Source organism: Pseudomonas sp. PDM26, assembly GCF_019219185.1.
Lineage (GTDB): Bacteria > Pseudomonadota > Gammaproteobacteria > Pseudomonadales > Pseudomonadaceae > Aquipseudomonas.
The window spans coordinates 47,740-73,551 of record NZ_JAHUWC010000010.1 but is presented as its reverse complement, the minus strand read 5'-3'; the positions used below and the strand labels follow the sequence as shown (position 1 = coordinate 73,551).

The following is a 25,812-nucleotide window of genomic DNA, read 5'->3' as shown; positions in this document are numbered from 1 at the left end:
AGGGGGAGGCGAACTATAGGATTGAGGCCGTAGAGTCGATAGCCAGCTTCGTCTGAGAATACTGCCAGCGGAATCGCAAGGTTTAGCAGGTCTAAGGAATAGTCCTACACTGGTAGCGCATCGAGCATATCTGCCATCGAGCCAAACTCCCGCTCCACACTTGGCAATTCGGGGCGCTTCAAGACAATCACCGGCACCCCACGCTCACGCGCCACTTCCAGCTTCGGCTCGGTGGCCGTGCTGCCACTATTCTTGCTAATCAGCACATCGATGTTTCGCCGTTCGAACAACTCACGTTCATCGTCGATCAGGAAGGGTCCCCGTGCGCCGATCACTTCGCAGCGCTCGTTGCCCGGATACACATCCAGTGCGCGCAGGGTCCAGAATTGCTCCGCAGGAATTTCGTCCAGGTGTTGCAGGGGCTCGCGACCGAGGGTGAACAGCGGTCGACGGAAGGGTTTCAGGGCGTCGATCAGTTCGGCCCAATCGCTGACTTCCCGCCAGTCATCACCCGCCTGGGCTTGCCAGGCCGGACGCCGTAGCGCCCAGCAGGGGATACCGCTCAAGCGCGCGGCGGTCGCGGCGTTCTGGCTGATCCGGGCGGCGTAGGGGTGAGTGGCATCGAGCAGCAGATCGATGCCTTCATCGGCAATGAATTGCGCCAGGCCCTCGGCACCGCCGTAGCCGCCGACGCGAACCTGGCATTGCAGGTCCGTCGGCACCCGACCGACACCGGCCAGGCTATAGATGTGCTGCGGTCCCAGCGTGCGGGCAATGGCCATGGCTTCGGTCACGCCGCCGAGCAACAGGATGCGCTTCATTGAAAGGCTCCCGCATGGCCAACGATCCCGCCCTGGCGATCGATGGCAAAGACTTCCACTTGAACCTGCGCCGGTACCACGCTGCGGGCAAAGTCCAGGGCGTGCCGGCAGACTGCATCACCCAGGGCGACCCCGGCTTCGGCGGCCATGGCCAATGCCTGCTGGCTGGTGTTGGCCTCGCGGATGCTCTGCTGCAACGCCACATCGGCGCCGACCTGTGCCGCCCAAAGCGCCAGTTGCGGCAGGTCGATGCTCGAATGGCGACTATGCAAGTCCATGTGTCCGGCCGCCAGCTTGCTGATCTTGCCGAATCCACCGCACAGGCTGAGTTTTTCCACCGGTACTTTGCGCAGGTGCTTGAGCACGGCGCCAACGAAGTCGCCCATTTCGATCAGGGCGATTTCCGGCAGGTTGTAGACCCGGCGCATGGTGTCTTCGCTGGCGTTGCCGGTGCAGGCGGCGATGTGCAGGTAACCGTTGGCTTTCGCCACGTCGATGCCCTGGTGGATCGAGGCGATGTAGGCCGCACAGGAAAACGGCCGGACGATGCCGCTGGTTCCGAGTATCGACAAGCCGCCAAGAATGCCCAGGCGCGGGTTCATGGTTTTCAATGCCAGCGCCTCGCCGTTCTCGACATTGACCGTGACCTCGAAGCCGCCGCTGTAGCCGAGTTCGTCGGCCAGTCGGGCCAGGTGTTCGCTGATCATTTTGCGCGGCACCGGGTTGATCGCCGGTTCGCCGACACCCAGCACCAGCCCGGGCCGGGTCACTGTGCCGACGCCGCGACCGGCCTTGAAGCGAGTTCCGGGTTCGCTACTCAGGCGCACCTGGGAGTAAAGCAGGGCACCGTGGGTCACGTCGGGATCGTCACCGGCGTCTTTGAGGGTTCCCGCTTCAGCACCGTCCTCGGTGAGGCGGCAGAACTCCAGGCGCATCTGCACCTGTTTGCCCTTGGGCAACACGATTTCCACCGCATCGGCCGATGTGCCATCCAGCAGCAGACGCGCGGCGGCGAGGCTGGTGGCCGTGGCGCAACTGCCGGTGGTCAGGCCGCTGCGCAGTGGTGCGGGTTGTTCGGCGGTTTCGTCACGCATCGAAGGGTTTCGTCACGTCCAGCAAGGTAATCGGCAAGGCCTGGCGCCAAGTGTCAAAGTCGCCCAGCGGCTGTGCCTGGGCGATATGAATGCGCGTCAGCTCCCCGCCGTGTTGTTCGCGCCAGGTCATCAGGGTCATCTCACTTTGCAGGGTGACCGCGTTGGCGATCAGCCGGCCCCCGGCTTTGAGTTCGGCCCAGCACGTATCGAGCACGCCTTCGCGGGTGACACCGCCGCCGATGAAAATCGCATCCGGTCGCTCCAGCCCGGCCAGGGCCAGCGGCGCACTGCCGCGAACCAGTTGCAGGCCGGGAACGCCGAGCGCATCGCGGTTGTGTTCGATCAACGTTTGTCGGCCCGCATCCGCCTCGATGGCCAGTGCGCGGCAACTGGGGTGAGCGCGCATCCATTCGATGCCGATCGAGCCGCTGCCGGCGCCGACGTCCCACAACAGTTCGCCAGGGACCGGGGCCAGGCGGGCGAGGGTGATGGCGCGCACATCGCGTTTGGTCAGTTGGCCGTCGTGCTGGAAGGCCGAGTCCGGCAGGCCGGCCAGTCGCGACAGCCGCAGCGTGTTCGGCTCGGCGACGCACTCGATGGCGATCAGATTCAGGTCGGCGATCAGCGGATCGTTCCAGTCGCTGGCGATACCGTCGATACGCCGCTCGGCTTCACCGCCCAGGTGTTCCAGCACGGTGAGACGGCTAGGGCCGAAGCCACGTTCGCGCAACAGGGCCGCGATGGCGGCAGGGCTGCGGCCGTCGTTGCTCAACACCAGCAAGCGCACGCCACTGGACAAGTGGGCATTGAGTGCGGCGCAAGGCCGGGCCACCACGGACAGTGTGACCACCTCCTGCAAGGGCCAACCCATCCGTGCAGCGGCCAGCGAGCAGGAGGACGGTGCGGGGAGCGTCAGCATCTCGACAGCGGGGAGTTGCCGGGCGAGGCTGGCGCCGACGCCGAAGAACATCGGGTCGCCACTGGCGAGGACGCAGACGGGGTCGCCACGCTGCGACAGCAGCGACTCCAGGCAGAAGGGACTTGGCCACGGCTGGCGCTCGCCGCGTATGCACGGCGGGAGCAAATCCAGATGCCGCTGGCCGCCGAAGATTTTCGAGGCGCGCAACAGTGCATGCCGGGCGTTCTTGCCCAGGCCCTTGAAACCGTCTTCGCCGATGCCTACTACCGTCAGCCAGGGTGTCATGCCGTTCCTCAATCACGCGTTCAACGTTGTTGGGCGGCATGATAGCGCGGGTTCCTTGAGCTGACTGCCTTCTCTTCCCGACCGGAGTCTTTTCATGCAGCGAAGCAAAGCAGGCATAATACCGCGCACTTTCGCCGTGAATCGCCTCGCCACCTGAACGGGTCCGCCTTGAACGAACGTCCGCTGTCCTCTGCCTTACGCCCCTCGGCCTGCCCGGGGTTGCTGCGTATTGTGCCTGCACTGGATGGCGGCATCTGCCGGATCAAGTTGAACGGTGGTTCGATCAGCAGCGACCAGGCCGAGGCCGTGGCGTCTGCGGCCGAGCGTTACGCCAGCGGAGCGATCGAGGCGACCAACCGGGCCAACCTGCAGATCCGCGGCATTGGCAGCGAACAAGCGGCGTTGATCGACAGCCTGCTGGCGGCCGATCTGGGGCCGCAGAACGCGGCTGGCGACGATGTGCGCAACCTGATGCTCAGCCCCGGCGCCGGGATCGACCTGCGCATGCTGTTCGACACTCGCCCACTGGCAGGGCAGATCCTCGCCACACTGCAAGGCCACGAAGCGTTCCACGACCTCAGTGCCAAGTTCGCCGTGCAGCTCGATGGCGGTGAAGACCTGGCGATGCTCGAACATCCCCATGACCTGTGGCTCTCGGCGTTTGAGCAAGATGGCGAGCGACGGCTGGCGTTCGGTCTGACGGGATGCCCGACGGACAGCCCCGCCGGTTCGGTTGCGCTGGCTGACGGGTACGCTCTGGTGGTCGCGGTCCTTGAGTTGTTCCTGGACCTGGCGCGTCCCGAGCAGACGCGGATGCGTCATTTGCTGGCCGAATACTCGGTCGAGTTCGTACTGCTTCGGTTGGCTGAGCGAGTGTCGATGCAAGCTGTTGTCGGCTGGCAGCGGGTTTCGGGCGCCAGTGATGTGCACATCGGCGCACATCCCCAGGCCGAGCCGGGTGTTGTCTATGTGGGGGCTGTCCCGCCGCTGGGTCGGCTCGATCCGACGATGCTGCGGGGTGTGGCGCAACTGGCACGCGAGTTCGGTGATTCCAGTCTGCGCTTCACACCCTGGCAAAGCCTGCTGCTGCCCAATGTCCACGCGAAAAACGCCGCCGAGGTCATTCGGCAATTGCATTGTCTGGGCTTGCAGTGCGAAGCCGATCAGCCATTGTCCCGGTTGATCGCCTGCACCGGTTCCAACGGATGCGCCAAGGGGTTGGCCGAGACCAAGGGTGATGCCCTGAAATTGGCCGAATTGCTGCAGCGTCACGGACAAGCGCCGAACGTACATTTGAGCGGTTGCCCGCGTTCCTGCGCCGCCGCGCATACGGCGCCCGTCACCTTGCTGGCCGTCGCCCACGGTCACTACGATCTCTATTTACGCGATGCAGCGCAGCCGGGTTTCGGCGCGCTACACGCACGCAACCTTACTATTGAAGCGGTCGCGGCCTTGCTCGACGCCCGCTCACGGAGCCCCATTGATGCTTGATTACATCCGCGACGGTCAGGAGATCTATCGCAACTCCTTCGCGATCATTCGCGCCGAGGCCAACCTCGACCGCATCCCGGCCGATCTGGAGAAACTCGCGGTGCGTGTGATCCACGCCTGCGGCATGGTCGAGGCCATCGACGGTTTGCAGTTTTCCGAAGGCGCGGGCAAGGCGGGGCGCGATGCGCTGGCAGCCGGTGCGCCGATCCTGTGCGATGCGCGGATGGTCTCCGAAGGCGTGACCCGCGCACGCTTGCCGGCGAACAACCAAGTGATTTGCACCCTGCGCGATGACAGTGTTCCAGCACTGGCTCGCGAGCTGGGCAACACCCGCTCCGCCGCCGCGCTGGAACTATGGCGCCCGCACCTGGAAGGCAGCGTGGTGGTCATCGGCAACGCCCCGACGGCGCTGTTTTATTTGCTGGAAATGCTCGACGCCGGTGCGCCGAAACCGGCGCTGATCCTCGGTTTTCCAGTGGGCTTCGTCGGCGCAGCCGAATCCAAGGCAGCGCTGGCGGCTGACAGCCGTGGCGTGCCTTTTGTCATCATGCAGGGTCGCCTGGGCGGTAGCGCCATGGCCGCCGCCGCCGTCAATGCCCTCGCCACGGAGATCGAATGATGCAGCAACCTGGACGTTTGATCGGCCTCGGCGTCGGCCCCGGTGATCCGGAACTGATTACCGTCAAGGCCCTGCGTTTGCTGCGCGAATCCCCGGTGGTGGCGTACTTCGTCGCCAAGGGCAAGAAGGGCAACGCCTTTGGCATCATCGAAGCGCACCTGCAAGACGCACAGAATTTGTTGCCACTGGTTTACCCGGTGACCACCGAAGCCTTGCCGGCACCGCTGTCGTACGAGCAAGTGATCAGCGACTTCTACGATGACGCTGCACAAGAACTGGCCACGCATCTCGACGCGGGCCGTGATGTGGCGGTGATCTGCGAGGGTGATCCGTTCTTCTACGGCTCCTACATGTACCTGCACGACCGGCTCGCCGAGCGCTATCAGGCTGAAGTCGTGCCCGGTGTGTGTTCGATGCTTGGTGGCGCCTCGGTGCTCGGTGCACCGCTGGTGTATCGCAATCAAAGCCTGTCGGTGCTGTCCGGCGTACTGCCGCACGACGAACTCAAGCGTCGCCTGGCCGATGCCGATGCGGCGGTGATCATGAAGCTGGGACGCAACTTTCCCAAGGTCCGTCAGGTACTCGAAGAACTCGGCCTGGCCGAGCGTGCGCTGTACGTCGAACGCGCGACCATGGCCAATCAGAAAATCGTGCCGCTGGATCAGGTCGAGCCGATGTCCTCGCCGTATTTCTCGTTGATCATCGTTCCCGGCGAAAGGTGGCAAGGCTGATGACCCGTCCAGTTCCGGCGATTGTCATTCTCGGCAATGGCAGCCTCGCTACCGCGCGCAGCATCCAGCAGGTGTACCCCGAAGCCCTGATCCATGGCCTGGCCGAACGGGTCGAAGGCGCGGATCGGGTCTATCACGAATTCGGTGCAACCCTGCGCGAGCTCTATCAACAGGGCACGCCGATCATTGCCCTGTGCGCGGCCGGGATCGTGATCCGCACGCTGGCGCCCTTGTTGCTGGAAAAGGGCGCCGAGCCACCGGTATTGGCGGTGGCTGAAGACGGTAGCGCCGTGGTGCCGCTGCTGGGCGGTCTCGGCGGGGTGAATGTGATGGCGCGGGAAATTGCCGCCGCGCTTGACGTCGCTGCGGCGATCACCACCAGCGGTGAGTTGCGTTTCGGCACGTGCCTGCTCAACCCGCCCAGCGGCTATGCCCTGGGCGATCTGGAACTGGGCAAGCGTTTCGTCTCCGATTTGCTCGCCGGGGAAGCGGTGCGCATTGAGGGTGAGGCCCCGTGGCTGGCGCGGGCGCAGTTGCCCGAAAATGCGCAGGCCCGATTGGCGGTGCATGTCAGTCATGCCGAGCGGGCACCTGCTGCCAACGAACTGTTGATCTACCCGCGCAATGTGGCGGTCGCTGTGGAGACTGGCCTGGTGAACGTCGCGACGGCGGTGCGCGAGGCATTGCATCAGGCAAAAATCGCCGTGCAGTCCCTGGCTTGCCTGCTGGCCGCCGACACCGAAATGGCCAGTTCGGGGTTACGCGAGGCGGCGCTTGAATTGGGCGTGGCGTTGCGCTTTGCCGGCGCTGAGAAGGTGCTTGGCGAACGTCTGCGTACTGCCATAGGCCAGCCCGTTTCCCTGCTGGGGAGCGACACCGTTGCCATTGCGGTGGCGGAGCAGCCGCTGGACCCATTGCAGATCGGCCGCCCGCGTGGACGGCTGGCAGTGATCGGCCTCGGGCCGGGCGCTGCTGAACTGATGGTGCCGGCAGTAAAGGCTGAACTGGCTCGCGCAACCGACGTGCTGGGCTACGAAACCTACGTGCGCATGGCCGGGCCGTTCCGCGCCGATCAAGTGCTGCATTGCACCGACAACCGCGAAGAGATGCAACGCGCCCGCCACGCCTTCGAGCTGGCGGCTCAGGGGCGCTCGGTGGTGGTGGTTTCATCGGGGGATCCGGGGGTTTTCGCCATGGCCGCGGCGGTGCTGGAGGCGCTGCACGAGTCCACCGATGTCCATTGGCACAACGTTGATCTCGAGATCCTGCCGGGCGTCTCTGCTTCGCTGGCGACTGCCGCCCAGGCCGGCGCGCCGCTGGGACATGACTTCTGTGTGCTGTCGCTGTCGGATAACCTCAAGCCCTGGGCTATCATCGAAAAGCGCCTGGACCTGGCCGCTCAAGCCGATCTGGCCTTGGCTTTCTACAACCCGATCTCGCGTTCACGGCCATGGCAATTGGGCCAGGCGCTGGACATCGTCGCCCGACACCGCGTACCCGAGACGCCTGTGGTGTTGGGCCGGGACATCGGGCGTCCGGGGCAGACGCTGCGGGTTACCACTCTTGGCCAGTTGACCCCGGATCAGGTCGACATGCGCACCATGGTATTGATTGGCTCATCCCTGACTTGTGTTTTTCCGCGGGTTGGCGGAGGTGACTGGATTTACACACCGCGCTGGTACCCAAGCAAGCCAGCCACCTGAGTGAAAGCGGCTTTGTTCAAAGGTCGCTGATGTTCAAGTTAACAACTAACGATAGGGCCCGTGGATAACGAAAGTTGTCGCGGGCTTTTTTATTTTCTAATAACGCCTGAAATAAGTTCTAAGTGTTTTTGCTTTGACCGGTTCAACTCTGTGCTTTAGTTTTCAGGTGGTCGCATGAGGCGACTTATTAATAAAATGGAAATTTAAATGACTGATATGAATGTTCGCCCAGTGGCTCAAGTCGCATTTGATGATGCCATGCAGGACAAGTATTTCGAAAACATTGCGGCAGAACTGAAAAACGTCGAGCCACGGGGGCGGACCAAGCGTTCCGCTTCGATCCTGAGCGCAGCATCGAGTGATTCGTCGGCGCAAGGTGTTGGGACTTCGGTAATAGGGCCCTCGCTGCTGGTGTTCGACCAGGCGCTTTCGGAGGATGACAGGCAGGATGCGCTGGACTGCCAGCAGTTTGCTGAAGCGGTGGTCCGGCGCCTGCCCAAGGGAACCAGCAACGAAGATCGGTACCATAAGTACAACGAGGCATTGTTGGCAGTGGGTTGGGTGACGGAAAGCTTCACCTACAAGAAATACGTCAGCAAACAGCTCACCATCACGATGAATGAGGCTGTGTTGCAGGTATTGGAGACCGTCATTTCTGGTGGTGCGAGCAGTGTCCTGAACCTGGTGGCGTCGGGTTTCAGCAAGCTCAAGGGCGATAAGGATGCACTGAAGATTGTCGATGCCGGCAGCAAGAGAAACGATGTCGTCAGCTTCAAGGCTGTGCCTTGCATTACGACGCCAGGTGGTGGCATGGCCATGTTGATGGGCGGCCTTGACTTGGTGGATAAGGAATATAACGGAAACTTTTTATTCGTGACTTACAAGACTCAAGGTTTGCAGGTTTTCCAGGGCGCCGGTGTGCGCAACTTTAATCGGCGTGCATTCGAACGAAAGAAAAATATGGTGTATGCCTATAACGACCAATTTGCCGATGGTCTTTTCAAACAATTGACAGATCAATAAGATGGACAGGCTTTGATCAAAGTAATCGATTAAGGCACTGGCTGTAAGGGGGTAAATATGCCTGCGTCTGTTAATGCTGTCATTGTGGGTGGTTGCCTGTTGTCCTTTACCCCGCGGGTAAGTTCGCAAGACCAGCAGGATATAGAGGACTGCCTGTTGTACGCGGAACTGGCGGCCAATGAGAAATACCCGGGCCAGGTGTCGAGGAAGGTCTGGTTCGACTATTTTCAAGGGCGATTGCTCAAGGCGGGATACACGCTCAAGACCATCGTTCCGGCCGAGCCGATCCTGGTCTCGAGTGTCCGACAATTACTCAGCGCCAGTTACAGTGTGATTGGCCGCTTGGGCGTGGAGCGCTTGGGCCAGCTCCTCGAGGACACCTATCAGGCGTTGCGGCTGGATGAGTTTGCCTGGGACTTCTTTCGCGGCAATGTCGCCAATGGCGGCTCGGGCATCCTCAAGTGCGCGCCTTGCGAGCGGCTCGCCTCGGGTGAAGTGGTCGTCTGCCTGCTTGGCTTGCGCTACGGCGCGACCGTGATTGAACGCGACTTTTTCCTGTGGAGCGAGTTCGATCGAGAGCTGGCGATCATTCCCAATGGCGGGGTGTTTGTGTTCAACCGACGGGTGTTTGAAAACTACCGTAAACGGGTCCACGAAAAAATCGAGGCTTATTCGAACAAGGTGTTCGTGCGCAAACTCCAGTCCTGACTGAAAGGCTTTGCACACAATAAAAGACAAGGCCCTGTGATTGATGCGCAGGGCCTTGTTTTCGGGGTTGGACAAACCGTCGCTTCAAGGCACCAGATAGCCCTTGACCCCGGTGAAGATGATCTGCGCCGCCAGTGCACACACGAACAACCCCATCAAGCGGCTGACAATCTGCAAGCCCTGATCGCCGAGTATGCGTTCGATGCGGCTGGACAGATAAAGCACCACCCCCACGGTGAAACTGGCCAGGGCAATGCTGACAATGGCGGTGAGCTTGTCGTCCCAATGCGGCTGGCTCACGCCCATCACCAGCAAGGCACCGATGGTGCCGGGGCCGACGGTCAGCGGTATGGTCAGCGGGACGATGGTCACATCCTGCTGCACGTTGTCGGTCTGTACCGCCGATTTGCCTTGTGCCATACCCAGCGCCGAGATGAACAGGACACTGCCTGCACCGATGCGGAATGCATCCACGGTGATGCCGAAAACACTGAAAATCACTCGGCCGAACAAGTACAGCAGCACACTGGAGACCAGGGTGGCGACCGCTACTTTCCAGGCCAGCCGACGCTGTTCCTTGCGCGAATAACCACGGGTCAGGCTGATGAAGCAGGACAACACGAAGAATGGGCTGTAGAGCACCAGCATCTTCAGGTAAACGCTGAACAACACATGGAGCATGGTGCCGGGCTCACTGGCGAGAGAAGTCGAGGGGGAGTCTATCAGGGGTTGTGCAGTCTGTCGGCTCAGGACGGTTGGGTCGTTGCGCGATTGTGCTGGTCACGCTGGGCGACCCAGTGCTCGATCAGCTCGCGCAACTGTGACAGTTCGACCGGTTTGGCCATGTGCCCGTCCATGCCGGCCTGCCGCGCACGTTCTTTGTGTTCGGCCAGGATATGGGCGGTCAATGCCACCACGGGGGTTCGGACCCGCTGGTTGCTGACTTCCCAGGCACGCAATTGCTGGGTGGCCGAGAAGCCGTCGAGGATCGGCATTTCGCAGTCCATCAGCACCAGGTCGTAACGCTGGGCTTTCATCGCTTGCAAGGCTTCTTCGCCGTTGCAGGCAGTATCCGGTTGCAGGTTGAGCTTGCTCAGCATGCCGCGGATCACCTTGGTGGAGATGCTGTTGTCTTCGGCCACCAGGATGCGGAAGTCGCAGGGGACCTTGACCGGCAGGACCTGGCCGCTTGGCACGGGCTGGGTAGCGACGAGACCTTTGTTGCGTTGGGTCAGTTCGTCGGCCAGGGTGGTCTTGAGGGTGTAGCCGGCCACCGGTTTGGCGAGGATGCGCTTGATCCCGGAGTTGCGCGCGATGATCTTGCTCGGCGCGTTGCTGATGCCGGTGAGCATGATCAGCAGGATGTCATGGTTCAGGCTCGGGTCTTCCTTGATCTTGGCCGCCAGTTGCATGCCGGTCATGCCGGGCATGTTCTGGTCCAGCAGGACCACATCGAAGTAATCACGCAAATGAGCCTTGGTGCGCAGCAGTGCCAGCGCTTCCTTGCCGGAAGGCGCGGCGCTGACGTTCAGGCCCCATGCGCTGCATTGCTGCACCAGCACCTTGCGACAGGTGTCATTGTCGTCCACCACCAATACCCGCGCACCTTGCAGCGGGCCGTCGAGGTCGGAGGTCGGGTGTTCGAGGCGATCCGGGTCCAGCGGCAGGGTCAGCCACAGGGTGCTGCCCTGGTTGCTGCCACTCTTGATCCCGAACTCCCCTTGCATCAAGCGGATCAGTTGGCGGGCAATCACCAGCCCCAGGTTGCCGCCCAGGTGGGTGGCCGAAAGGAAATGCCGGCTGTGCAGTTCGGCTTGCATCAGGGCGTCGCGTTCTTCGGCGTCCATGGGCTCGCCGCTGTCCTGCACGGCAATACGCAGGCGTGGTTTGTTGTTGCGCTCGTCGAGCGCCACGACGATCAGGATCTCGCCTTCATCGGTTTTTTTCAGGGCGTTTTCCAAAAGGCTCAACAGGGTCTGGCGCAAGCGTGTCGGGTCACCGCTGATCACCCGCGGCACTTGCGGCTGGATGAAGCTGATCAACTCGACGTTTTGCTGCTCGGCCTTGGCGCGGAAGATGCTCAGGCAGTCTTCGATCAGCGCGTTGAGGTCGAACTGCACATCGTCCAGCTCGATCTGCCCGGACTCGAGTTTTGAGATGTCGAGAATTTCGTTGATCAGTGTCAGCAGCTCGTTGCCGGCGCTGTGGATCGTCTGCACATAGTCGCGTTGCTTGACCGAAAGCGGCGTGCCCAGCAGCAGCTCGGTCATGCCGAGGACGCCGTTCATCGGGGTGCGGATTTCATGGCTGATCTTCGCCAGGAACTCGGCCTTGGCGTTGATCTCGGCGTTGCTGGCCGCCAGGTCACGGCTGATGCTGAAACGGTCTTCGGTGATGCGGCGCTGGCGCTCGCTCAATGCAATGCTCATCAGCAGGCCGCTGATGCAGATGAACACCAGCAAGGTAGTGAGCAGGCCATGGGGTTCGATCAGGGTCAGCCCCAACAGAGCGGGCAGGATGATCAGTGTCCCGAGGTTGAACACCACCATGGCCGCCACGAAGAGGCGAGCCGGGCGATAACCTTTTTGCCAGTGATGGGCGCTGATGAACAGCATGGTCAGGCCTGCCAAGGCTACCAGGCCGTAGGTAATGAAGTTCAGCGGCAAGGTATTGACGAACAGCAGCATCAGGCCGCAGGCGGTGATGAGCAGGATCTCGCCGAGCAGCAAGCGGTTCAGCGGGTGCGGCCCGAGCGGTGAGAAGAAGCGATAGGCAAGCATCAGGCCGCAGGGCGCAGTCATTAACAATGCCAGGTAAGCCCCCGGCGTTTGCAGTGCATGCCAGTCCGGCAGCCAGGGGCCGGCGAGGTTCAGCAACAGCAGCAGGCTGAGCATCAACAACCCTTCGCACGTTGCCAACCAGAGGGCGCTGTGCGAGCGGGTGTAGGTGTAGCGGATGAGATTGTGCAGGATCAACATGGCGATGCAACCGAACAGCAGGCCATAGATCAGCGTCTGGTTCTGGTTGGCAGCCGCGAGGATCGCCGATTGCAGGGTGATATAGGGGCGTAACTGGTGGTCGGAGGCCAGTCGCAGGTAAACGTCGAGGGGGGTGTCGCTTTGTGGCAGGGCCAGCATGAAGTCGCTGCTGGGCAATGGTCGCTCGGATTGCGGCTGTCCGGTGCCAGTGCTGGATTGATCGATCAGCTTGTCGCCGTCCAGCACGTACATGTTGAACTGGCGCAGGTCGGGCGCGAACACTCGCAGCAACTGTTCGTGGTTACCCGGCGCAAGCCTGAATCGCAACCATAACGCGCCATCGGGTTCGGCCGCGGTAATACGGTCGAGTTCGATAGGGCTGAATTGGTTGGTATAGCGTGCGGAACGGATGTCGCTCAGTTGCAGGTCGCCCTGTTCGTCGAGCAATACCGCCCAGCCACTGCCTTGCGCGGCCTGGGCCGGTAGCATGCAGAGCAAGGTCAGCAAAGTGACGGTTAAGCTTATGGCAATCCTGAGCCAGCGCACGGCGAAATCCCTTCGTTAGGTTGATGCCAGAATATAACGATGCGCGGTACTGGAATAGCCAGGCAATGAACCGTGTTCATTGCCTGGCGCGGTGTTTACCTTATTCCTGATTCTCGCCGCGTTCGCGGGCAATGGCGCGGTAGCCAATGTCCTTGCGATAGAAACAGCCTTCCCAGTCAATCGTAGCCGCCAACTTGTAGGCCTGCTGCTGCGCAGCGTCGACGCTGGCACCCATGGCTGTGGCGCACAACACACGACCACCGGCCGTCACCACCTGACTATCCTTGAGTGCAGTACCTGCGTGGAAAATCTTGCCTTCCAGTGCGGCGGCTGCATCCAGCCCCTTGATGGCTGCGCCTTTGGCGTAATCACCAGGATAGCCGCCAGCGGCCAGGACGATGCCGACGCTCGGACGTGGATCCCATTGCGCTTCTACTTTATCCAGCGCCTGCGCCAGGGCGGCTTCGACCAGCAGCACCAGGCTCGACTGCAGACGCAGCATCACCGGTTGGGTCTCAGGGTCGCCGAAACGGCAGTTGAATTCGATGACTTTTGGGTTACCAGCCTTGTCGATCATCAGGCCGGCGTACAGGAAGCCCGTGTAGACATTGCCTTCCTCGGCCATGCCGCGCACGGTCGGCCAGATCACCAGGTCCATGACGCGCTTGTGCACGTCGGCGGTGACCACGGGTGCCGGGGAGTAAGCACCCATGCCGCCGGTGTTTGGACCGGTGTCGCCGTCACCGACGCGTTTGTGGTCCTGGCTGGTGGCCATCGGCAGCACGTTCTTGCCGTCGACCATGACGATGAAGCTGGCTTCTTCGCCGTCCAGGAACTCTTCGATGACCACGCGCGAACCCGCATCGCCAAAGGCATTGCCCGCCAGCATGTCGCGCACGGCGTCTTCGGCTTCAGCCAGGGTCATGGCGACGATCACGCCTTTGCCGGCGGCCAGGCCGTCGGCCTTGATCACGATCGGAGCGCCTTTTTCACGCAGGTAGGCCAGAGCTGGCTCGATTTCGGTGAAGTTCTGGTAGTCGGCAGTCGGGATCTTGTGGCGAGCCAGGAAGTCCTTGGTGAAGGCTTTAGAACCTTCCAGCTGCGCAGCGCCGGCGGTCGGACCGAAGCAATCGAGGCCGCGGCTGCGGAACAGATCCACAACACCGGCAACCAGCGGCACTTCAGGGCCAACGATGGTCAGGGAAACGTTTTTCTCGGCAAAGTCTGCCAGTTGCTCAAGCGCCAGTACGTCAATGGCGACGTTCTCGCACTTGGCTTCGATGGCGGTACCGGCGTTGCCCGGAGCCACGAACACCTTCTGCACGCGCGGATCCTGAGCCACTTTCCAGGCCAGGGCGTGTTCACGGCCACCGCTGCCAATGATCAAAACATTCATTTCAAAAACCTCGGATGACGCAAATCTGGGAACTGTAGGAGCGAGCTTGCTCGCGATGGTGGTTAACGATAACGCGAGGTGTCTGAAACACTGTGGCGTCTAGTCGTTCTTTGCGAGCAAGCTCGCTCCTACAGGGGGAGTGCTGTGCTGTCAGTGACGGAAGTGGCGCATGCCGGTGAAGACCATCGCGATACCAGCCTCGTCAGCTGCTGCAATCACTTCATTGTCACGCATCGAACCGCCCGGCTGGATCACTGCGGTGATACCGGCCTTGGCCGCGTTGTCGATGCCGTCGCGGAACGGGAAGAATGCGTCGGATGCCATGACCGCACCTTGAACCTGCAAGCCAGCATGTTCGGCCTTGATCGCGGCGATACGCGCGGAGTTCACGCGGCTCATCTGGCCGGCGCCGACACCGATGGTCTGGCGGTTCTTGGCGTAGACGATGGCGTTGGACTTCACGTACTTGGCGACTTTCCAGGCGAAGATCAGGTCGTGGATTTCCTGCTCGCTCGGTGCGCGCTTGGTCACTACTTTCAGGTCGTCGGCGCCGATCATGCCGATGTCGCGGCTCTGTACCAGCAGGCCTCCGTTGACGCGCTTGTAGTCCCAGGCCGCCGCACGGTCAGCCGACCACTCGCCGCAGGCCAGCAGGCGTACGTTGGCTTTGGCGGCGACGATGGCGCGGGCTTCTTCGCTGACCGATGGAGCGATGATCACTTCGACGAACTGACGTTCGACGATGGCCTTGGCGGTCTCGGCGTCCAGCTCGCGGTTGAACGCGATGATGCCGCCGAAGGCCGATTCGGTGTCGGTGGCGTAAGCCAGTTCGTAAGCCTGACGGATGCCGCCTTCGGCGTCCGGGCTAACGGCCACGCCGCATGGGTTGGCGTGTTTGACGATCACACAGGCCGGCTTGACGAAGCTCTTCACGCATTCCAGCGCGGCGTCGGTGTCGGCCACGTTGTTGTACGACAGTTCCTTGCCTTGCAGTTGGGTCGCGGTGGCGATACCGACTTCGGCAGGCTTGGCCTCCACGTAGAACGCCGCGCTCTGGTGCGGGTTCTCGCCGTAGCGCATTTCCTGGGCCTTGATGAACTGGCTGTTGAAGGTGCGCGGGAACTCGCTGCGACCTTCTGTGCTGAGGGTGTCGGCAGCCTGGTTCACGGTGCCCATGTAGTTGGCGATCATGCCGTCATAGGCGGCGGTGTGCTCGAAGGCCTTGAGCATCAGGTCGAAACGCTGAGCGTAGGTCAGGCCACCGGCCTTGAGGTTTTCCAGGACGCGGGCATAATCGCTGGCGTTGACCACGATGGCCACGTCTTTGTGGTTCTTGGCGGCCGAACGAACCATGGTCGGGCCGCCGATGTCGATGTTTTCGATGGCGGTCGGCAGGTCGCAGCCTGGCTTGTTGATGGTTGCTTCGAACGGATACAGGTTGACCGCAACCAGATCGATCGGCTTGATGCCGTGCTCGTTCATGATGGCGTCGTCGATACCGCGACGACCGAGGATCCCGCCGTGGATTTTCGGGTGCAGGGTCTTGACCCGACCGTCCATCATTTCGGCAAAGCCGGTGTAATCAGCGACTTCCACTGCGGCAACGCCGTTGTCCTGCAGCAGCTTGAACGTCCCGCCGGTGGAGAGGATCTCGACGCCCAGGGCTTCAAGCTCCTTGGCGAATTCGAGGATCCCGGTCTTGTCGGATACGCTGATCAAGGCGCGGCGGATCGGCAGGCGGGTAGTCTGGTCGGTCATCTCAATTTCCATCAAAAGCAAAGGAAGTCAGCAAAAAAGGCGACCGGTTTACGCGGGCGCCTTTCTGGTTTGATTGAATGCTTACAGCAAATCGTACTGCTTGAGTTTCTTGCGCAGCGTGCCCCGGTTCAGTCCGAGCATCTCGCTGGCCTTGGTCTGGTTGCCCTTGACGTAATTCATCACGCACTCGAGCAGGGGAGCCTCGACTTCGGAGAGCACCAGGTTGTACACATCCGTGACGGCAGCGCCCTCAAGGTGGGCGAAATAATTGTGCAGCGCCTTCTCGACACTCCCGCGAAGGGTCTGGCCTTCTTCGCTCGGCGTATTGAGGTGCTGTTTCAAATTTACGTTGTCGCTCACGGGTGTTGTTCCACTCACTAAAGTCTCGGTCATCATCGTCATGCGGCCACCCACTCTCCGTCCCCTGTCAGGCTCTTGTAACGCTCGGCGAAAAACGCCCGAACGTTGGCGCATTGTGTATCCGTACCATCCAAACGATTGAAGTGGGCGCGAAACTCCCTGGCGCCCGGCAGGGTTGCGAGATACCAGCCCACATGCTTTCGAGCAATGCGCACACCCATGACATCGCCATAGAAGGCGTGCAGGGCGGCCAGATGCTCTAGCAGAATGCGTTCCACCTCGATCAGTTCCAGCGCCGGGAGCTTCTCGCCGGTACGCAGGAAATGGTCGATCTCGCGAAAAATCCATGGCCGCCCCTGGGCAGCCCGGCCAATCAACAAACCATCGGCACCGGTCGCGTCGAGCACGTACCGGGCTTTTTCCGGCGAATCGATATCGCCGTTGGCGAAGACCGGAATCGACACCGCCTGCTTGATCGCGGCAATGGTGTCGTACTCGGCAACACCTGTGTACAGGTCGGCACGTGTGCGGCCATGCACCGCCAGCGCCGTAATGCCTGCCTGCTCGGCGATCTTCGCCACCGTCAGGCCATTCTTGTTGTCCCGGTCCCAACCGGTCCGGATCTTCAGGGTAACCGGCACATCGACCGCAGCCACGACAGCCTGCAGGATCTCGGTTACCAGGGCTTCATCCTTCAACAGTGCGGAGCCGGCAGCTTTGTTGCAGACTTTTTTTGCCGGACAGCCCATGTTGATATCAATAATCTGCGCGCCCATTTCAACGTTGGCACGGGCGGCGTCCGCCAGCATCTGCGCGTCCCCACCGGCGATCTGTACCGAGCGTGGCTCGGGATCACCTTTGTGGATCATGCGCATGCGCGACTTGCGGGTGTTCCACAAGCTCATGTCGCTAGTGACCATTTCCGAGACGACCAGTCCCGCGCCCAAGCGCTTGCACAGCTGACGAAAGGGCTGGTCGGTGACGCCCGCCATGGGGGCGAGTATCAAGCTGTTGTGTAATGTGTATGGGCCGATGCGTACCGCCGACATAGGACTTCCCTGTTGTGGGGCCGGATCATGGGAGTTCGAAAAAGGGTTGGCATGATACCCGCTCTCGATGACTGGATAAAGGCTGAATTGAACAAATTCTGAACAGTTATTCTGTTATTACCCGTGGTTTGGTTTGCCAGGGGCAGTCAGAAAGCCGGCGTTAATCCGGGAGCAATGAAGCGTTTCACTCCGGAGAGTGAAAGCTCAGACTGTAGTTCACGGCCTTGGCGCCGGGGTCGAGAATGTCCAGGGCGATGTGGATCGGCGTTTGCGGAGGCATTTCCGCCATGCCTTCGAGATCGCCATTGAGGTACTCGCCGGGTTTGAAGCGGCGACTGGCGATCAGGTGGCCATTGAGGTCGGCGAAGCGCAGTTCCAGCAGTGGGAAGGGCTGGGAGAAGGGCGCGCGGTTATAGATGATCGCATCGACCACCAGGGCGCCATTGAACTCGGGATGGCTGCGCACCACCAGGTTGCTGCTCTTGATTTTCGCGATGTCGACCTTGGATGGCACGGTGCAGCCGATTTGCGGGCACAGTTGCTGGAACCACGGGCGATACTGATCCTGTCGCGCCAGCTCGTCGAAATGGTAGGCGATGTACTGGCCGGCGAGGGCGCCAGCAGCAATCAGCACCAGCAGCAACCACAACAGCCGTCGGCCCCAGGGCGAGCGGCGTTTTTGCCAGTCCAGTTGCAGTGGGTCGTCGGTCAGGTCTTGCAGCACTTCGGCGCGCACGCCCGGCTCGCTACGTTCGCGTCGCTTGCGCAGCGGTTCGATCGAGGGCAGGTTGTCGTCGGTTTCGTTCTCGTCGGCGGCTGACAGGCGTTCGTGGTTCAGCGGGGCATCGAGAGGGTCGTGCAGTCGCAAATGGGGTGGATGTGGTTCGTCGTCGAGATCATCCGGTTCCAGAGACAGCGAAGGTTCGGTGCGCGAGGCTTTGCCCGGCTCGACTGTCGGCTCTGGCGTTTCAAGGCTTTCGAGCGGTTCGTCGAGTTGCGCACGATCCGCCGCCGATTCACTGAACAGGCTGTCGGACCACGGCTCCTCGTCATCCTGCCCGGCGCTGTCGCGACGGGCGCTCAGCGAGTCGTCGCGATGGCGGCCGAGCTCGGTGGTCGGCTGGATTTCCCGCTGTTCGAGCCGGGCGAGTTCTTCGTCGAGGTCAAGACTGTCCAGATCCAGCTCGGTGGCGCTCCATTGCTTTTGGCTGATGGCGCGCGGCGGCGATGCTTCGAGGGGCTGCTCAGGCGGGAGCGGCTTCGCTGCCGGTGGTTCCTTGTCGGCCTGCTCAAGCAGCTGCCTGGCGGCATTGAACACCTGCAGGCAGGAGCCACAGCGAACCACGCCACGCGCCACGCTCAACTGGGCATGGCTGACGCGGAAGCTGGTTTGGCAATGCGGGCACTGAGTGACGAAGCTATCGGTCATGCGGCGTTCCGGATTATGCAGACGGCCATTCTAGCGCCGACGGCCAGTGATGCGCACCCAGCCATCGCGATTGGCGATCGGGTCCAGATCGAAGTCCTTGGCGTAGGCGGCAGCGACTTCGTCGCCCTGTTCGGCGAGGATGCCCGACAGCGCCAGGCGACCGCCGGACTTGACCAGGCCGGACAACTGCGGCGCCAGGGAGACCAGCGGGCCGGCAAGAATGTTGGCCACCAGCACGTCAGCCTGAACCTGTGGCAAGTCTTGCGGCAGATACAGCGCGAAGAGCTCATCGGCAATGTTGTTGCGTCCGGCATTGTCGCGTGAGGCTTCCAGCGCCTGCACGTCGATATCGGTGCCCACGGCCTCCCTGGCGCCGAGCAACAGCGCGGCAATCGCCAGAATCCCCGAACCGCAACCGAAGTCCAGCACGTTGCAGTCCTTCAGGTCCTGACCGTCGAGCCATTCCAGGCACAGTGCGGTGGTCGGGTGGGTGCCGGTGCCGAATGCCAGGCCCGGGTCCAGCAGCAGATTCACTGCGTCAGGCTCTGGCGCAGCGTGCCAGCTCGGCACGATCCACAGGCGCTGGCCGAACCGCATTGGCTGGAAACCGTCCATCCAGCTGCGTTCCCAGTCCTGGTCTTCGATCACTTCGCTGTGGTGTTCAGGTAGCGGGCTGCCGGTCAGCAACTCCAGGTGGGCCAGTACCGGGCCGGGCTCGGTACCACCTTCGAACAGGGCCAGCAGGTGCGTGTGCGACCACAGCGGCGTGGTATTGAGTTCCGGCTCGAAGATCGGCTGATCTTCGGCGTCCATGAAGGTCACCGACACGGCGCCCACTTCAAGGAAGGCGTCTTCATAGGTTTCGGCTTGTTCTGGGCTGATGGCGAGACGTACTTGCAGCCAAGGCATGGCGGGCACCTTTGAAAAATATTGATTGCAGCCTGGCGGGCTGCGAGAAGGACGCAAGTTTACGCGAGCGCGCGGCAGAACACGACCATGGCGCAAAAGCAAAAGATCGCAGCCTGCGGCAGGCTCCTACAGGGGAATGCATTCCAAATGTAGGAGCCTGCCGCAGGCTGCGATCTTTTGATCTTTCTTTCCCGCAAACAACAAAGCCGCCCGAAGGCGGCCTTATTGATAGGGTCGAAGCTTAGTGCTTCTCGCCAGCCAGCTTGTGCTCGAGGTAGTGAATGTTCACGCCCCCTTTGCAGAAGCCTTCATCGCGGGTCAGGTCGCGGTGCAGCGGGATGTTGGTCTTGATCCCGTCGACCACGATTTCGTCCAGCGCATTGCGCATGCGCGCCATGGCTTCGTCACGGGTTGCGCCGTAGGTGATCAGCTTGCCGATCAACGAGTCGTAGTTCGGCGGAACGGCATAGCCACTGTACAGGTGCGAGTCGACACGAACGCCGTTGCCGCCTGGAGCGTGGAAATGCTTGACCGTGCCCGGGCTCGGCATGAAGGTTTTCGGGTCTTCGGCGTTGATCCGGCATTCCAGTGCGTGACCGCGGATGACCACGTCATTCTGGGTGAACGACAGCTTGTTGCCGGCGGCGATGCTGAGCATCTCCTTGACGATGTCGATGCCGGTGACCATTTCCGAAACCGGGTGCTCTACCTGGACACGAGTGTTCATCTCGATGAAGTAGAAGTGGCCGTTCTCGTACAGGAACTCGAAAGTACCGGCGCCACGGTAGCCGATATCGATGCACGCCCTGACGCAGCGTGCGAGTACTTCCTCACGTGCGTTCTCGTCGATGCCCGGTGCCGGCGCTTCTTCAAGAACCTTCTGGTGACGACGTTGCAGCGAGCAGTCGCGGTCGCCCAGATGGATAGCGTGGCCCTGGCCATCGGAAAGTACCTGGACTTCCACGTGACGTGGGTTGGTCAGGAATTTTTCCAGATAGACCATCGGGTTGCCGAACGCCGCGCCTGCTTCGGAGCGGGTCAGTTTCGCCGAGGCAATCAGGTCTTCTTCTTTGTGCACAACACGCATGCCGCGACCACCGCCGCCGCCAGCGGCCTTGATGATCACCGGGTAACCGACTTCGCGACCAATGCGCAGAGCGGTTTCTTCGTCTTCCGGCAGCGGGCCGTCAGAGCCCGGAACAGTCGGTACGCCGGCAGCGATCATGGCGTGCTTGGCCGATACCTTGTCGCCCATCAGGCGAATGGTTTCGGCTTTCGGGCCAATGAACGCGAAGCCGGATTTCTCGACCTGTTCGGCGAAGTCGGCGTTTTCCGCAAGGAAGCCGTAGCCCGGGTGAATGGCGGTGGCGCCAGTCACTTCGGCCGCGGCGATGATTGCCGGAATGTGCAGGTAGGAGTGGGCGGCCGATGCCGGACCGATGCAGACGGATTCGTCTGCCAGGCCCAGGTGCATCAGTTCCTTGTCAGCCTTGGAGTAAACGGCGACGGTCTTGATGCCCATTTCTTTGCAGGCGCGCAGGATCCGCAGGGCGATCTCACCGCGGTTGGCGATCAGAACTTTTTCCAACTTCGCAGTCATCAAAGGCTCTCCGCGGTTCAAACGATGGTGAACAGCGGTTGGTCGTACTCAACCGGCTGGCCGTCTTCGACGAGGATGGATTCGATCACACCGCTGGTTTCAGCTTCGATGTGGTTCATCATCTTCATGGCTTCAACGATGCACAGGGTGTCGCCTTTCTTCACGGTCTGGCCGACTTCCACGAAGGACGGCGAGCTTGGCGAAGACTTGCGATAGAAAGTACCGACCATCGGCGAACGGGCAACGGTGCCGTTCAGTGCTGGCGCGGCGGCAGCAACAGGTGCGGCAGCGGCAGCCGGAGCAGCGGCGACAGGCGCGGCAGCCGGAGCATGCATCGGAGCCGGCGCGTAGTACTGCTGAGCCGGGGTCTTGCTATGACGGCTGATGCGTACGGACTCTTCGCCTTCCTTGATCTCGAGCTCGTCGATGCCGGACTCTTCCAGCAATTCGATCAGTTTCTTAACTTTACGGATATCCATGAATCATCAACTCCCAAGGGTCGGTCAGGGGCGGTTAACTTGTTGTTCAAGCTGTTCCAGGGCGGCCTCCAGGGCCAGTCGATAACCGCTGGCGCCAAGGCCGCAGATCACTCCCACCGCTACGTCGGAGAAGTAAGAGTGATGGCGGAAAGGTTCGCGTTTGTGCACGTTAGACAAATGCACTTCGATGAATGGGATGCTCACCGCCAGCAGCGCGTCACGTAATGCGACACTTGTATGTGTAAAAGCTGCTGGGTTGATCAGAATGAAGTCCACGCCTTCACTGCGGGCAGCGTGAATACGGTCGATCAATTCGTACTCGGCATTGCTTTGCAGGTGCAGCAAATGGTGACCGGCTTCGCGGGCACGGCGTTCCAGGTCCTGGTTGATCTGCGCCAGCGTCGTGGCGCCATAGGTGCCCGGTTCACGGGTACCGAGCAAGTTCAGGTTGGGTCCGTGCAGAACGAGTAACGTCGCCATCGGCGGTTCCTATGTTATCTGTGAGCAATTGTCAGAACCCGCAGACTATGCCGCAAAGCCTTTGTGACTGTCCAGTTCTCTGCAATAGCCAGCACGATGACCGATGTTTGCGCGAAGTATATGACTGCTTGATTAAATTGGGTCATTCGCCCTGGCAACACGTTCGGCGAAGTCTTTGGCGTTGATCTCGCCGATCACCCGCACATCTGCGCGTTCGACGCCATCCTTGCCAAAAAACATCAGGGCCGGTGGGCCGAACAATTGATAACGGTCGAGCAGGGTGCGTTGCTCGGCGTTGCTGGCGGTGATGTCGAAGCGGATCAGCCGATAACCCTTTAGGCGTTCGACGACCACAGGGTCGACCAGCACCTCGTGTTCGATGACTTTGCAGCTGATGCACCAGTCGGCGTACCAGTCGAGCAGCAGCGGTGTGCCGGACGACCGAGCCTCGGCAAGCGCGCGGTCCAGATCGGCGGAAGTGCTGACGGTTTGCCAGGCGCTGGTGCCTTGCACAGGCTGGTTGCTCTCGACGACGCGCGGCTGGCCAATCGGGTTGAACGGGTCGGTCTGGCCGCTGAGCGCGCCGTACCAGCAGGCCAGGGCGTAAAACACCAGGAACATGCCGAGCAACTGTACGAGGCGCTCGCGCGGCGGTTTGTAGACGAACTCCAGTGCGCCCATGAACAGCCCGACGCCTCCGGCCAGCAGACCGATCAACAGCAAGGTGACCTGACCGGGCAAGACGCGGCTGAGCAGGCCGATCGCCAGTCCCAGCAATAACACACCGATCGCGTTTTTCACGTAGACCAGCCACGGCCCGCTTTTCGGCAGCCAGGCTGCGCCACCGGTGGCCACCAGCAACAGTGGTGCGCCCATGCCGAGACCGAGCATGAACAGTTTCAAGCCGCCGCCCAGCGCATCGCCACTGGCGCTGATGTACAGCAGCGCGCCGGCCAAGGGGGCCGAAACACAGGGTGAAACCAGCAAGCTGGAGACCACGCCCAACACCGCAGCGCCCCACAGTGAACCGCCTTTGGTGCGACCGGCGATGCGGTCCAGGCGACTGCTGATGGCGTGCGGCAATTTGAGTTCGAAGACGCCGAACATCGCCAGTGCGAACAGCGCAAAAAACATCGCAAAAGGTACCAGCACCCAGGCCGATTGCAGCCGCGCCTGCAGATTGAGCTGGGCGCCGAACAGCCCCATCAGCGCACCGAGCAGGGCAAAGCAGACGGCCATCGGCAGCACATAGGCCAGTGACAGATTGAAACCGCGCCAGCCGCCGATCTGACCGCGCAGCACCACGCCGGACAGGATCGGCAGCATGGGCAGCACGCATGGCGTGAACGTCAGGCCCAGGCCCGCGAGGAAAAACAATGCCAGTTCGCGCCAGCTCCATGGATAAACCGTCGCTGGAGCGCCGCTGCCGTCGATGCTCAAACGCTCGGTTTCCGGTGGATAGCACAAACCTTTGTCGGCGCAACCCTGATAGGTCACGGCCAGAGTGAAGGCACGTTGGTCGGTGCGCGGCAACTCGACGTCGAGAATGCCGTGGTAGACCTCGACATCGCCGAAGTATTCATCGTGTTTTTTTTGGCCGTCGGGCAGTTTCGCCGCGCCGAGGACAACATCGGCGGGGTCGGCGCGAAATTGAAAGCGGTGCCGGTAGAGGTAATAACCTTCGGTGGCGACGAAGCGCAGCTTGATCGATTGCGGCGTGCTTTCGACCAGACTCAGTTGAAAGGCTTCGCGCACCGGCAGGAAGTCGGCGCTGTTGTTGATCGAGCCCAGGCTTGAGCTGGGTCGGTTCTCCAGCAGGCCAGTGGCGCTGGCCGGCAGGGCGAACACTAAAAACAGCAGGCAAAGCAAACGGCGCATGACAATCTCGCGTATCGGAATTGGGGGGATGATAGCTGAGAGAGCATGACCACATCGAACTGCGTAGGAGCTGCCGAAGGCTCGGGCCGCGTTCGGACGATCTTCTGACTTTGCCTCTCAAGAGCAAGATCAAAAGATCGCAGCCTTCGGCAGCTCCTACAGTAAAGGCGATCGATCAGACGCGGAAGGCCTGAACGGCTGTATGCAGTCGTCCGCCCAGCACCAGCAGGTTCTCCCCTTGCTCACGCCCTTCGCCAATGCGCAGCAAGTTATCCCCACCCAGCTGGTGAATCCGCTCGCTGTGGTCACGGATCTCACTGACAGCACCGCTCTGCTGGGCAGTGACATCGGCGATGCGTATCGCCGTGTCGGAAATGGTCTGGATCGCGCCGACGATTTTGTCCAGGGCGCCATCCGCGGCCTGGGCCTGGCTGGCGGTGGCCTCGGCGTGTTCGACCTGGGCGCGCATGCCCTCCACCGATTGCCGTGCGGCGGTTTGCAGCCCTGCGATCAGCGTCTGGATTTGCGCCGTGGCCCCGGCGGTACGTTGCGCCAGTGAGCGCACCTCTTCGGCCACCACCGCAAAGCCTCGGCCCATTTCCCCGGCCCGGGCCGCTTCGATGGCGGCGTTCAAGGCCAGCAGGTTGGTCTGGTCGGCAATCGAGCGGATCACCGTCAACACGCCGCCGATGGTGGCCGACTCTTCGGCCAGGTGTTCGATCATTTGTGCATTGCCTTGCACTTCATCCACCAGCGCATGCAGGCCGGTGAGGCTCAGGCCGATGACTTTCTGTCCATGCTCCACGGCGAGGCCGGCGTGGCGGCTGGCGTCGGCGGCCTGGCTGGCATCGCCGGCGACTTGTTGGATGGTCGCTTCCAGCTCACTGAGGGAATCGCGGATCAGCGCCGTGTCGCCGGCCTGATGCTCGGCGCCGCTGTGCAAGTCGTTGCTCAGGTCGGCCAGGGTGCGGCTGCTGCCTGCCACCTGTTCGGCATTGCGGCGAATGGTCCCCACCAGGTCCACCAGATACGCACGCAAGCGGTTGAGTGACGCTTCAATGTCATGCAGTTCGCGGTTGGTGTTGCCCAGTTGAATGTCGCGGCTGAAGTCGCCTTCGGCCCAGGTCGACAGGGCCGGGGCGAGGTTGGTCAGGGTCCGGGCCAGTTTGCGCTGCAGGGTGTCTATCAGCAGTGCGATCAGCAGAATCAAGCCGATCATCACGCCTTGCATCAGCCGCACTTCACCCTGGATCTGCCCGTGCTGGGCGCGCACCACCGGTTCCAGCCCGGCAATGGCCTGTTGCACGTCGGCGATTTTCACGTGAGTCGCAGCGCTGAGGTCGGCGCGTTTCTGGATCTGATCGCGAGTGCGCGTGAGCTCTGCCGGGTAGCGGGTGAGCAGGCTGTTGAGTTCGCGCTTGAGGCCGACGCCAGCATCTTCGGCGACGGTTTTTTCCTTGTTCTCAAGGCCCATCATCGAGGCGAAATCATCGGTGTTCGACTCGCTGCTGGTGGTCACGCCCAGCAAGGGCAGGGCGTCCAGTTTTTCGGCCTGG

General features: G+C 61.6%; 22 protein-coding genes. 6 read left to right on the top strand and 16 right to left on the bottom strand.

The features are described from left to right. Positions 1–104 precede the first annotated feature (104 nt). The 3 genes from KW849_RS19695 to cbiE are packed head-to-tail and all read right to left on the bottom strand — an operon-like array spanning position 105 to position 3,119. A complete protein-coding gene (locus KW849_RS19695; protein WP_218430924.1) occupies positions 105–821 on the bottom strand; it encodes a cobalt-precorrin-6A reductase in 717 nt (238 codons plus the stop codon). Then, entirely contained in the window at positions 818–1,915 is a 1,098-nt protein-coding gene (locus tag KW849_RS19690) for a cobalt-precorrin-5B (C(1))-methyltransferase (protein ID WP_218430923.1), read from the bottom strand. Before KW849_RS19690 ends, KW849_RS19695 begins: the two co-directional genes overlap by 4 nt. After that, positions 1,908–3,119 (bottom strand): precorrin-6y C5,15-methyltransferase (decarboxylating) subunit CbiE, encoded by a 1,212-nt coding sequence (gene cbiE / locus KW849_RS19685; protein ID WP_218430922.1) that lies wholly within the window; start codon positions 3,117–3,119, stop codon positions 1,908–1,910. Before cbiE ends, KW849_RS19690 begins: the two co-directional genes overlap by 8 nt. A gap of 168 nt (positions 3,120–3,287) precedes the next feature. Between cbiE and cobG the strand changes: the two genes are divergently transcribed. The 6 genes from cobG to KW849_RS19655 all read left to right on the top strand — a co-directional run bounded on the left by cobG (position 3,288) and on the right by KW849_RS19655 (position 9,394). Continuing rightward, entirely contained in the window at positions 3,288–4,610 is a 1,323-nt protein-coding gene (gene cobG / locus KW849_RS19680; RefSeq protein WP_218430921.1) for a precorrin-3B synthase, read from the top strand. Next, positions 4,603–5,229 carry a precorrin-8X methylmutase gene (locus KW849_RS19675; protein ID WP_108218487.1) on the top strand — a complete coding sequence of 209 codons (627 nt, stop codon included), beginning with the start codon at positions 4,603–4,605 and terminating at the stop codon, positions 5,227–5,229. The genes cobG and KW849_RS19675 overlap by 8 nt, the downstream gene beginning before the upstream one ends. Beyond that, complete coding sequence (locus tag KW849_RS19670) at positions 5,229–5,960, top strand: precorrin-2 C(20)-methyltransferase (RefSeq protein ID WP_218431053.1); 732 nt, start codon at positions 5,229–5,231, stop codon at positions 5,958–5,960. The genes KW849_RS19675 and KW849_RS19670 overlap by 1 nt, the downstream gene beginning before the upstream one ends. Further along, positions 5,960–7,663: a precorrin-3B C(17)-methyltransferase gene (gene cobJ, locus KW849_RS19665; protein ID WP_218430920.1), complete on the top strand. Its 1,704-nt coding sequence runs from the start codon at positions 5,960–5,962 to the stop codon at positions 7,661–7,663. The genes KW849_RS19670 and cobJ overlap by 1 nt, the downstream gene beginning before the upstream one ends. Before the next feature lie 207 nt (positions 7,664–7,870). Then, positions 7,871–8,686, top strand: coding sequence for a hypothetical protein (locus KW849_RS19660; RefSeq protein ID WP_218430919.1), 816 nt, complete (start codon positions 7,871–7,873; stop codon positions 8,684–8,686). A 57-nt stretch (positions 8,687–8,743) separates the two neighbouring features. After that, positions 8,744–9,394, top strand: coding sequence for a hypothetical protein (locus KW849_RS19655; RefSeq protein WP_218430918.1), 651 nt, complete (start codon positions 8,744–8,746; stop codon positions 9,392–9,394). 84 nt (positions 9,395–9,478) lie between these two features. Here KW849_RS19655 and KW849_RS19650 read toward each other — a convergent pair whose 3' ends face one another. The 13 genes from KW849_RS19650 to KW849_RS31895 form a co-directional block, all read right to left on the bottom strand. Then, on the bottom strand, positions 9,479–10,075 hold the full coding sequence (locus KW849_RS19650) for a MarC family protein (protein WP_111284385.1): 597 nt from the start codon (positions 10,073–10,075) through the stop codon (positions 9,479–9,481). Between the two features lie 65 nt (positions 10,076–10,140). Continuing rightward, positions 10,141–12,918 (bottom strand): hybrid sensor histidine kinase/response regulator, encoded by a 2,778-nt coding sequence (locus KW849_RS19645; RefSeq protein WP_218430917.1) that lies wholly within the window; start codon positions 12,916–12,918, stop codon positions 10,141–10,143. A gap of 100 nt (positions 12,919–13,018) precedes the next feature. Then, positions 13,019–14,314, bottom strand: a complete 1,296-nt coding sequence (purD, locus tag KW849_RS19640) for a phosphoribosylamine--glycine ligase (protein WP_218430916.1) — start codon at positions 14,312–14,314, stop codon at positions 13,019–13,021. Between the two features lie 150 nt (positions 14,315–14,464). Further along, positions 14,465–16,072 carry a bifunctional phosphoribosylaminoimidazolecarboxamide formyltransferase/IMP cyclohydrolase gene (gene purH, locus KW849_RS19635; protein WP_218430915.1) on the bottom strand — a complete coding sequence of 536 codons (1,608 nt, stop codon included), beginning with the start codon at positions 16,070–16,072 and terminating at the stop codon, positions 14,465–14,467. An 81-nt stretch (positions 16,073–16,153) separates the two neighbouring features. After that, entirely contained in the window at positions 16,154–16,474 is a 321-nt protein-coding gene (fis, locus tag KW849_RS19630) for a DNA-binding transcriptional regulator Fis (protein ID WP_015093301.1), read from the bottom strand. After that, positions 16,471–17,481: a tRNA dihydrouridine synthase DusB gene (dusB, locus tag KW849_RS19625; protein ID WP_218430914.1), complete on the bottom strand. Its 1,011-nt coding sequence runs from the start codon at positions 17,479–17,481 to the stop codon at positions 16,471–16,473. The genes fis and dusB overlap by 4 nt, the downstream gene beginning before the upstream one ends. Positions 17,482–17,665: 184 nt before the next feature. Further along, entirely contained in the window at positions 17,666–18,910 is a 1,245-nt protein-coding gene (locus KW849_RS19620; protein ID WP_218430913.1) for a DUF3426 domain-containing protein, read from the bottom strand. 30 nt (positions 18,911–18,940) lie between these two features. Continuing rightward, a complete protein-coding gene (gene prmA / locus KW849_RS19615; protein ID WP_218430912.1) occupies positions 18,941–19,819 on the bottom strand; it encodes a 50S ribosomal protein L11 methyltransferase in 879 nt (292 codons plus the stop codon). Positions 19,820–20,060: 241 nt separating this feature from the next. Continuing rightward, complete coding sequence (gene accC, locus KW849_RS19610; protein ID WP_108219835.1) at positions 20,061–21,419, bottom strand: acetyl-CoA carboxylase biotin carboxylase subunit; 1,359 nt, start codon at positions 21,417–21,419, stop codon at positions 20,061–20,063. 17 nt (positions 21,420–21,436) lie between these two features. Beyond that, positions 21,437–21,898 (bottom strand): acetyl-CoA carboxylase biotin carboxyl carrier protein, encoded by a 462-nt coding sequence (gene accB, locus KW849_RS19605; protein ID WP_108219836.1) that lies wholly within the window; start codon positions 21,896–21,898, stop codon positions 21,437–21,439. A gap of 24 nt (positions 21,899–21,922) precedes the next feature. Continuing rightward, positions 21,923–22,378 carry a type II 3-dehydroquinate dehydratase gene (gene aroQ / locus KW849_RS19600; RefSeq protein ID WP_007971361.1) on the bottom strand — a complete coding sequence of 152 codons (456 nt, stop codon included), beginning with the start codon at positions 22,376–22,378 and terminating at the stop codon, positions 21,923–21,925. Positions 22,379–22,510: 132 nt separating this feature from the next. After that, positions 22,511–24,256, bottom strand: a complete 1,746-nt coding sequence (locus tag KW849_RS19595; protein WP_218430911.1) for a protein-disulfide reductase DsbD — start codon at positions 24,254–24,256, stop codon at positions 22,511–22,513. Positions 24,257–24,431: 175 nt separating this feature from the next. Next, the gene (locus KW849_RS31895) at positions 24,432–25,475 is read right to left on the bottom strand and encodes a methyl-accepting chemotaxis protein (protein ID WP_371319164.1); all 1,044 of its coding nucleotides are present in this window, start codon (positions 25,473–25,475) and stop codon (positions 24,432–24,434) included. Between the last annotated feature and the right edge of the window lie 337 nt (positions 25,476–25,812).

Excerpts from the sequence above, each read along its gene's own strand:
- KW849_RS19695 (WP_218430924.1), bottom strand. The coding sequence starts at position 821 with ATGAAGCGCATCCTGTTGCTCGGCGGCGTGACCGAAGCCATGGCCATT.
- KW849_RS19690 (WP_218430923.1), bottom strand. The coding sequence starts at position 1,915 with ATGCGTGACGAAACCGCCGAACAACCCGCACCACTGCGCAGCGGCCTG.
- cbiE (WP_218430922.1), bottom strand. The coding sequence starts at position 3,119 with ATGACACCCTGGCTGACGGTAGTAGGCATCGGCGAAGACGGTTTCAAG.
- KW849_RS19675 (WP_108218487.1), top strand. The coding sequence starts at position 4,603 with ATGCTTGATTACATCCGCGACGGTCAGGAGATCTATCGCAACTCCTTC.
- KW849_RS19670 (WP_218431053.1), top strand. The coding sequence starts at position 5,229 with ATGCAGCAACCTGGACGTTTGATCGGCCTCGGCGTCGGCCCCGGTGAT.
- cobJ (WP_218430920.1), top strand. The coding sequence starts at position 5,960 with ATGACCCGTCCAGTTCCGGCGATTGTCATTCTCGGCAATGGCAGCCTC.
- KW849_RS19660 (WP_218430919.1), top strand. The coding sequence starts at position 7,871 with ATGACTGATATGAATGTTCGCCCAGTGGCTCAAGTCGCATTTGATGAT.
- KW849_RS19655 (WP_218430918.1), top strand. The coding sequence starts at position 8,744 with ATGCCTGCGTCTGTTAATGCTGTCATTGTGGGTGGTTGCCTGTTGTCC.
- KW849_RS19650 (WP_111284385.1), bottom strand. The coding sequence starts at position 10,075 with ATGCTCCATGTGTTGTTCAGCGTTTACCTGAAGATGCTGGTGCTCTAC.
- purD (WP_218430916.1), bottom strand. The coding sequence starts at position 14,314 with ATGAATGTTTTGATCATTGGCAGCGGTGGCCGTGAACACGCCCTGGCC.
- purH (WP_218430915.1), bottom strand. The coding sequence starts at position 16,072 with ATGACCGACCAGACTACCCGCCTGCCGATCCGCCGCGCCTTGATCAGC.
- fis (WP_015093301.1), bottom strand. The coding sequence starts at position 16,474 with ATGACGATGATGACCGAGACTTTAGTGAGTGGAACAACACCCGTGAGC.
- dusB (WP_218430914.1), bottom strand. The coding sequence starts at position 17,481 with ATGTCGGCGGTACGCATCGGCCCATACACATTACACAACAGCTTGATA.
- KW849_RS19620 (WP_218430913.1), bottom strand. The coding sequence starts at position 18,910 with ATGACCGATAGCTTCGTCACTCAGTGCCCGCATTGCCAAACCAGCTTC.
- prmA (WP_218430912.1), bottom strand. The coding sequence starts at position 19,819 with ATGCCTTGGCTGCAAGTACGTCTCGCCATCAGCCCAGAACAAGCCGAA.
- accC (WP_108219835.1), bottom strand. The coding sequence starts at position 21,419 with ATGACTGCGAAGTTGGAAAAAGTTCTGATCGCCAACCGCGGTGAGATC.
- accB (WP_108219836.1), bottom strand. The coding sequence starts at position 21,898 with ATGGATATCCGTAAAGTTAAGAAACTGATCGAATTGCTGGAAGAGTCC.
- aroQ (WP_007971361.1), bottom strand. The coding sequence starts at position 22,378 with ATGGCGACGTTACTCGTTCTGCACGGACCCAACCTGAACTTGCTCGGT.
- KW849_RS19595 (WP_218430911.1), bottom strand. The coding sequence starts at position 24,256 with ATGCGCCGTTTGCTTTGCCTGCTGTTTTTAGTGTTCGCCCTGCCGGCC.
- KW849_RS31895 (WP_371319164.1), bottom strand. The coding sequence starts at position 25,475 with ATGATCGGCTTGATTCTGCTGATCGCACTGCTGATAGACACCCTGCAG.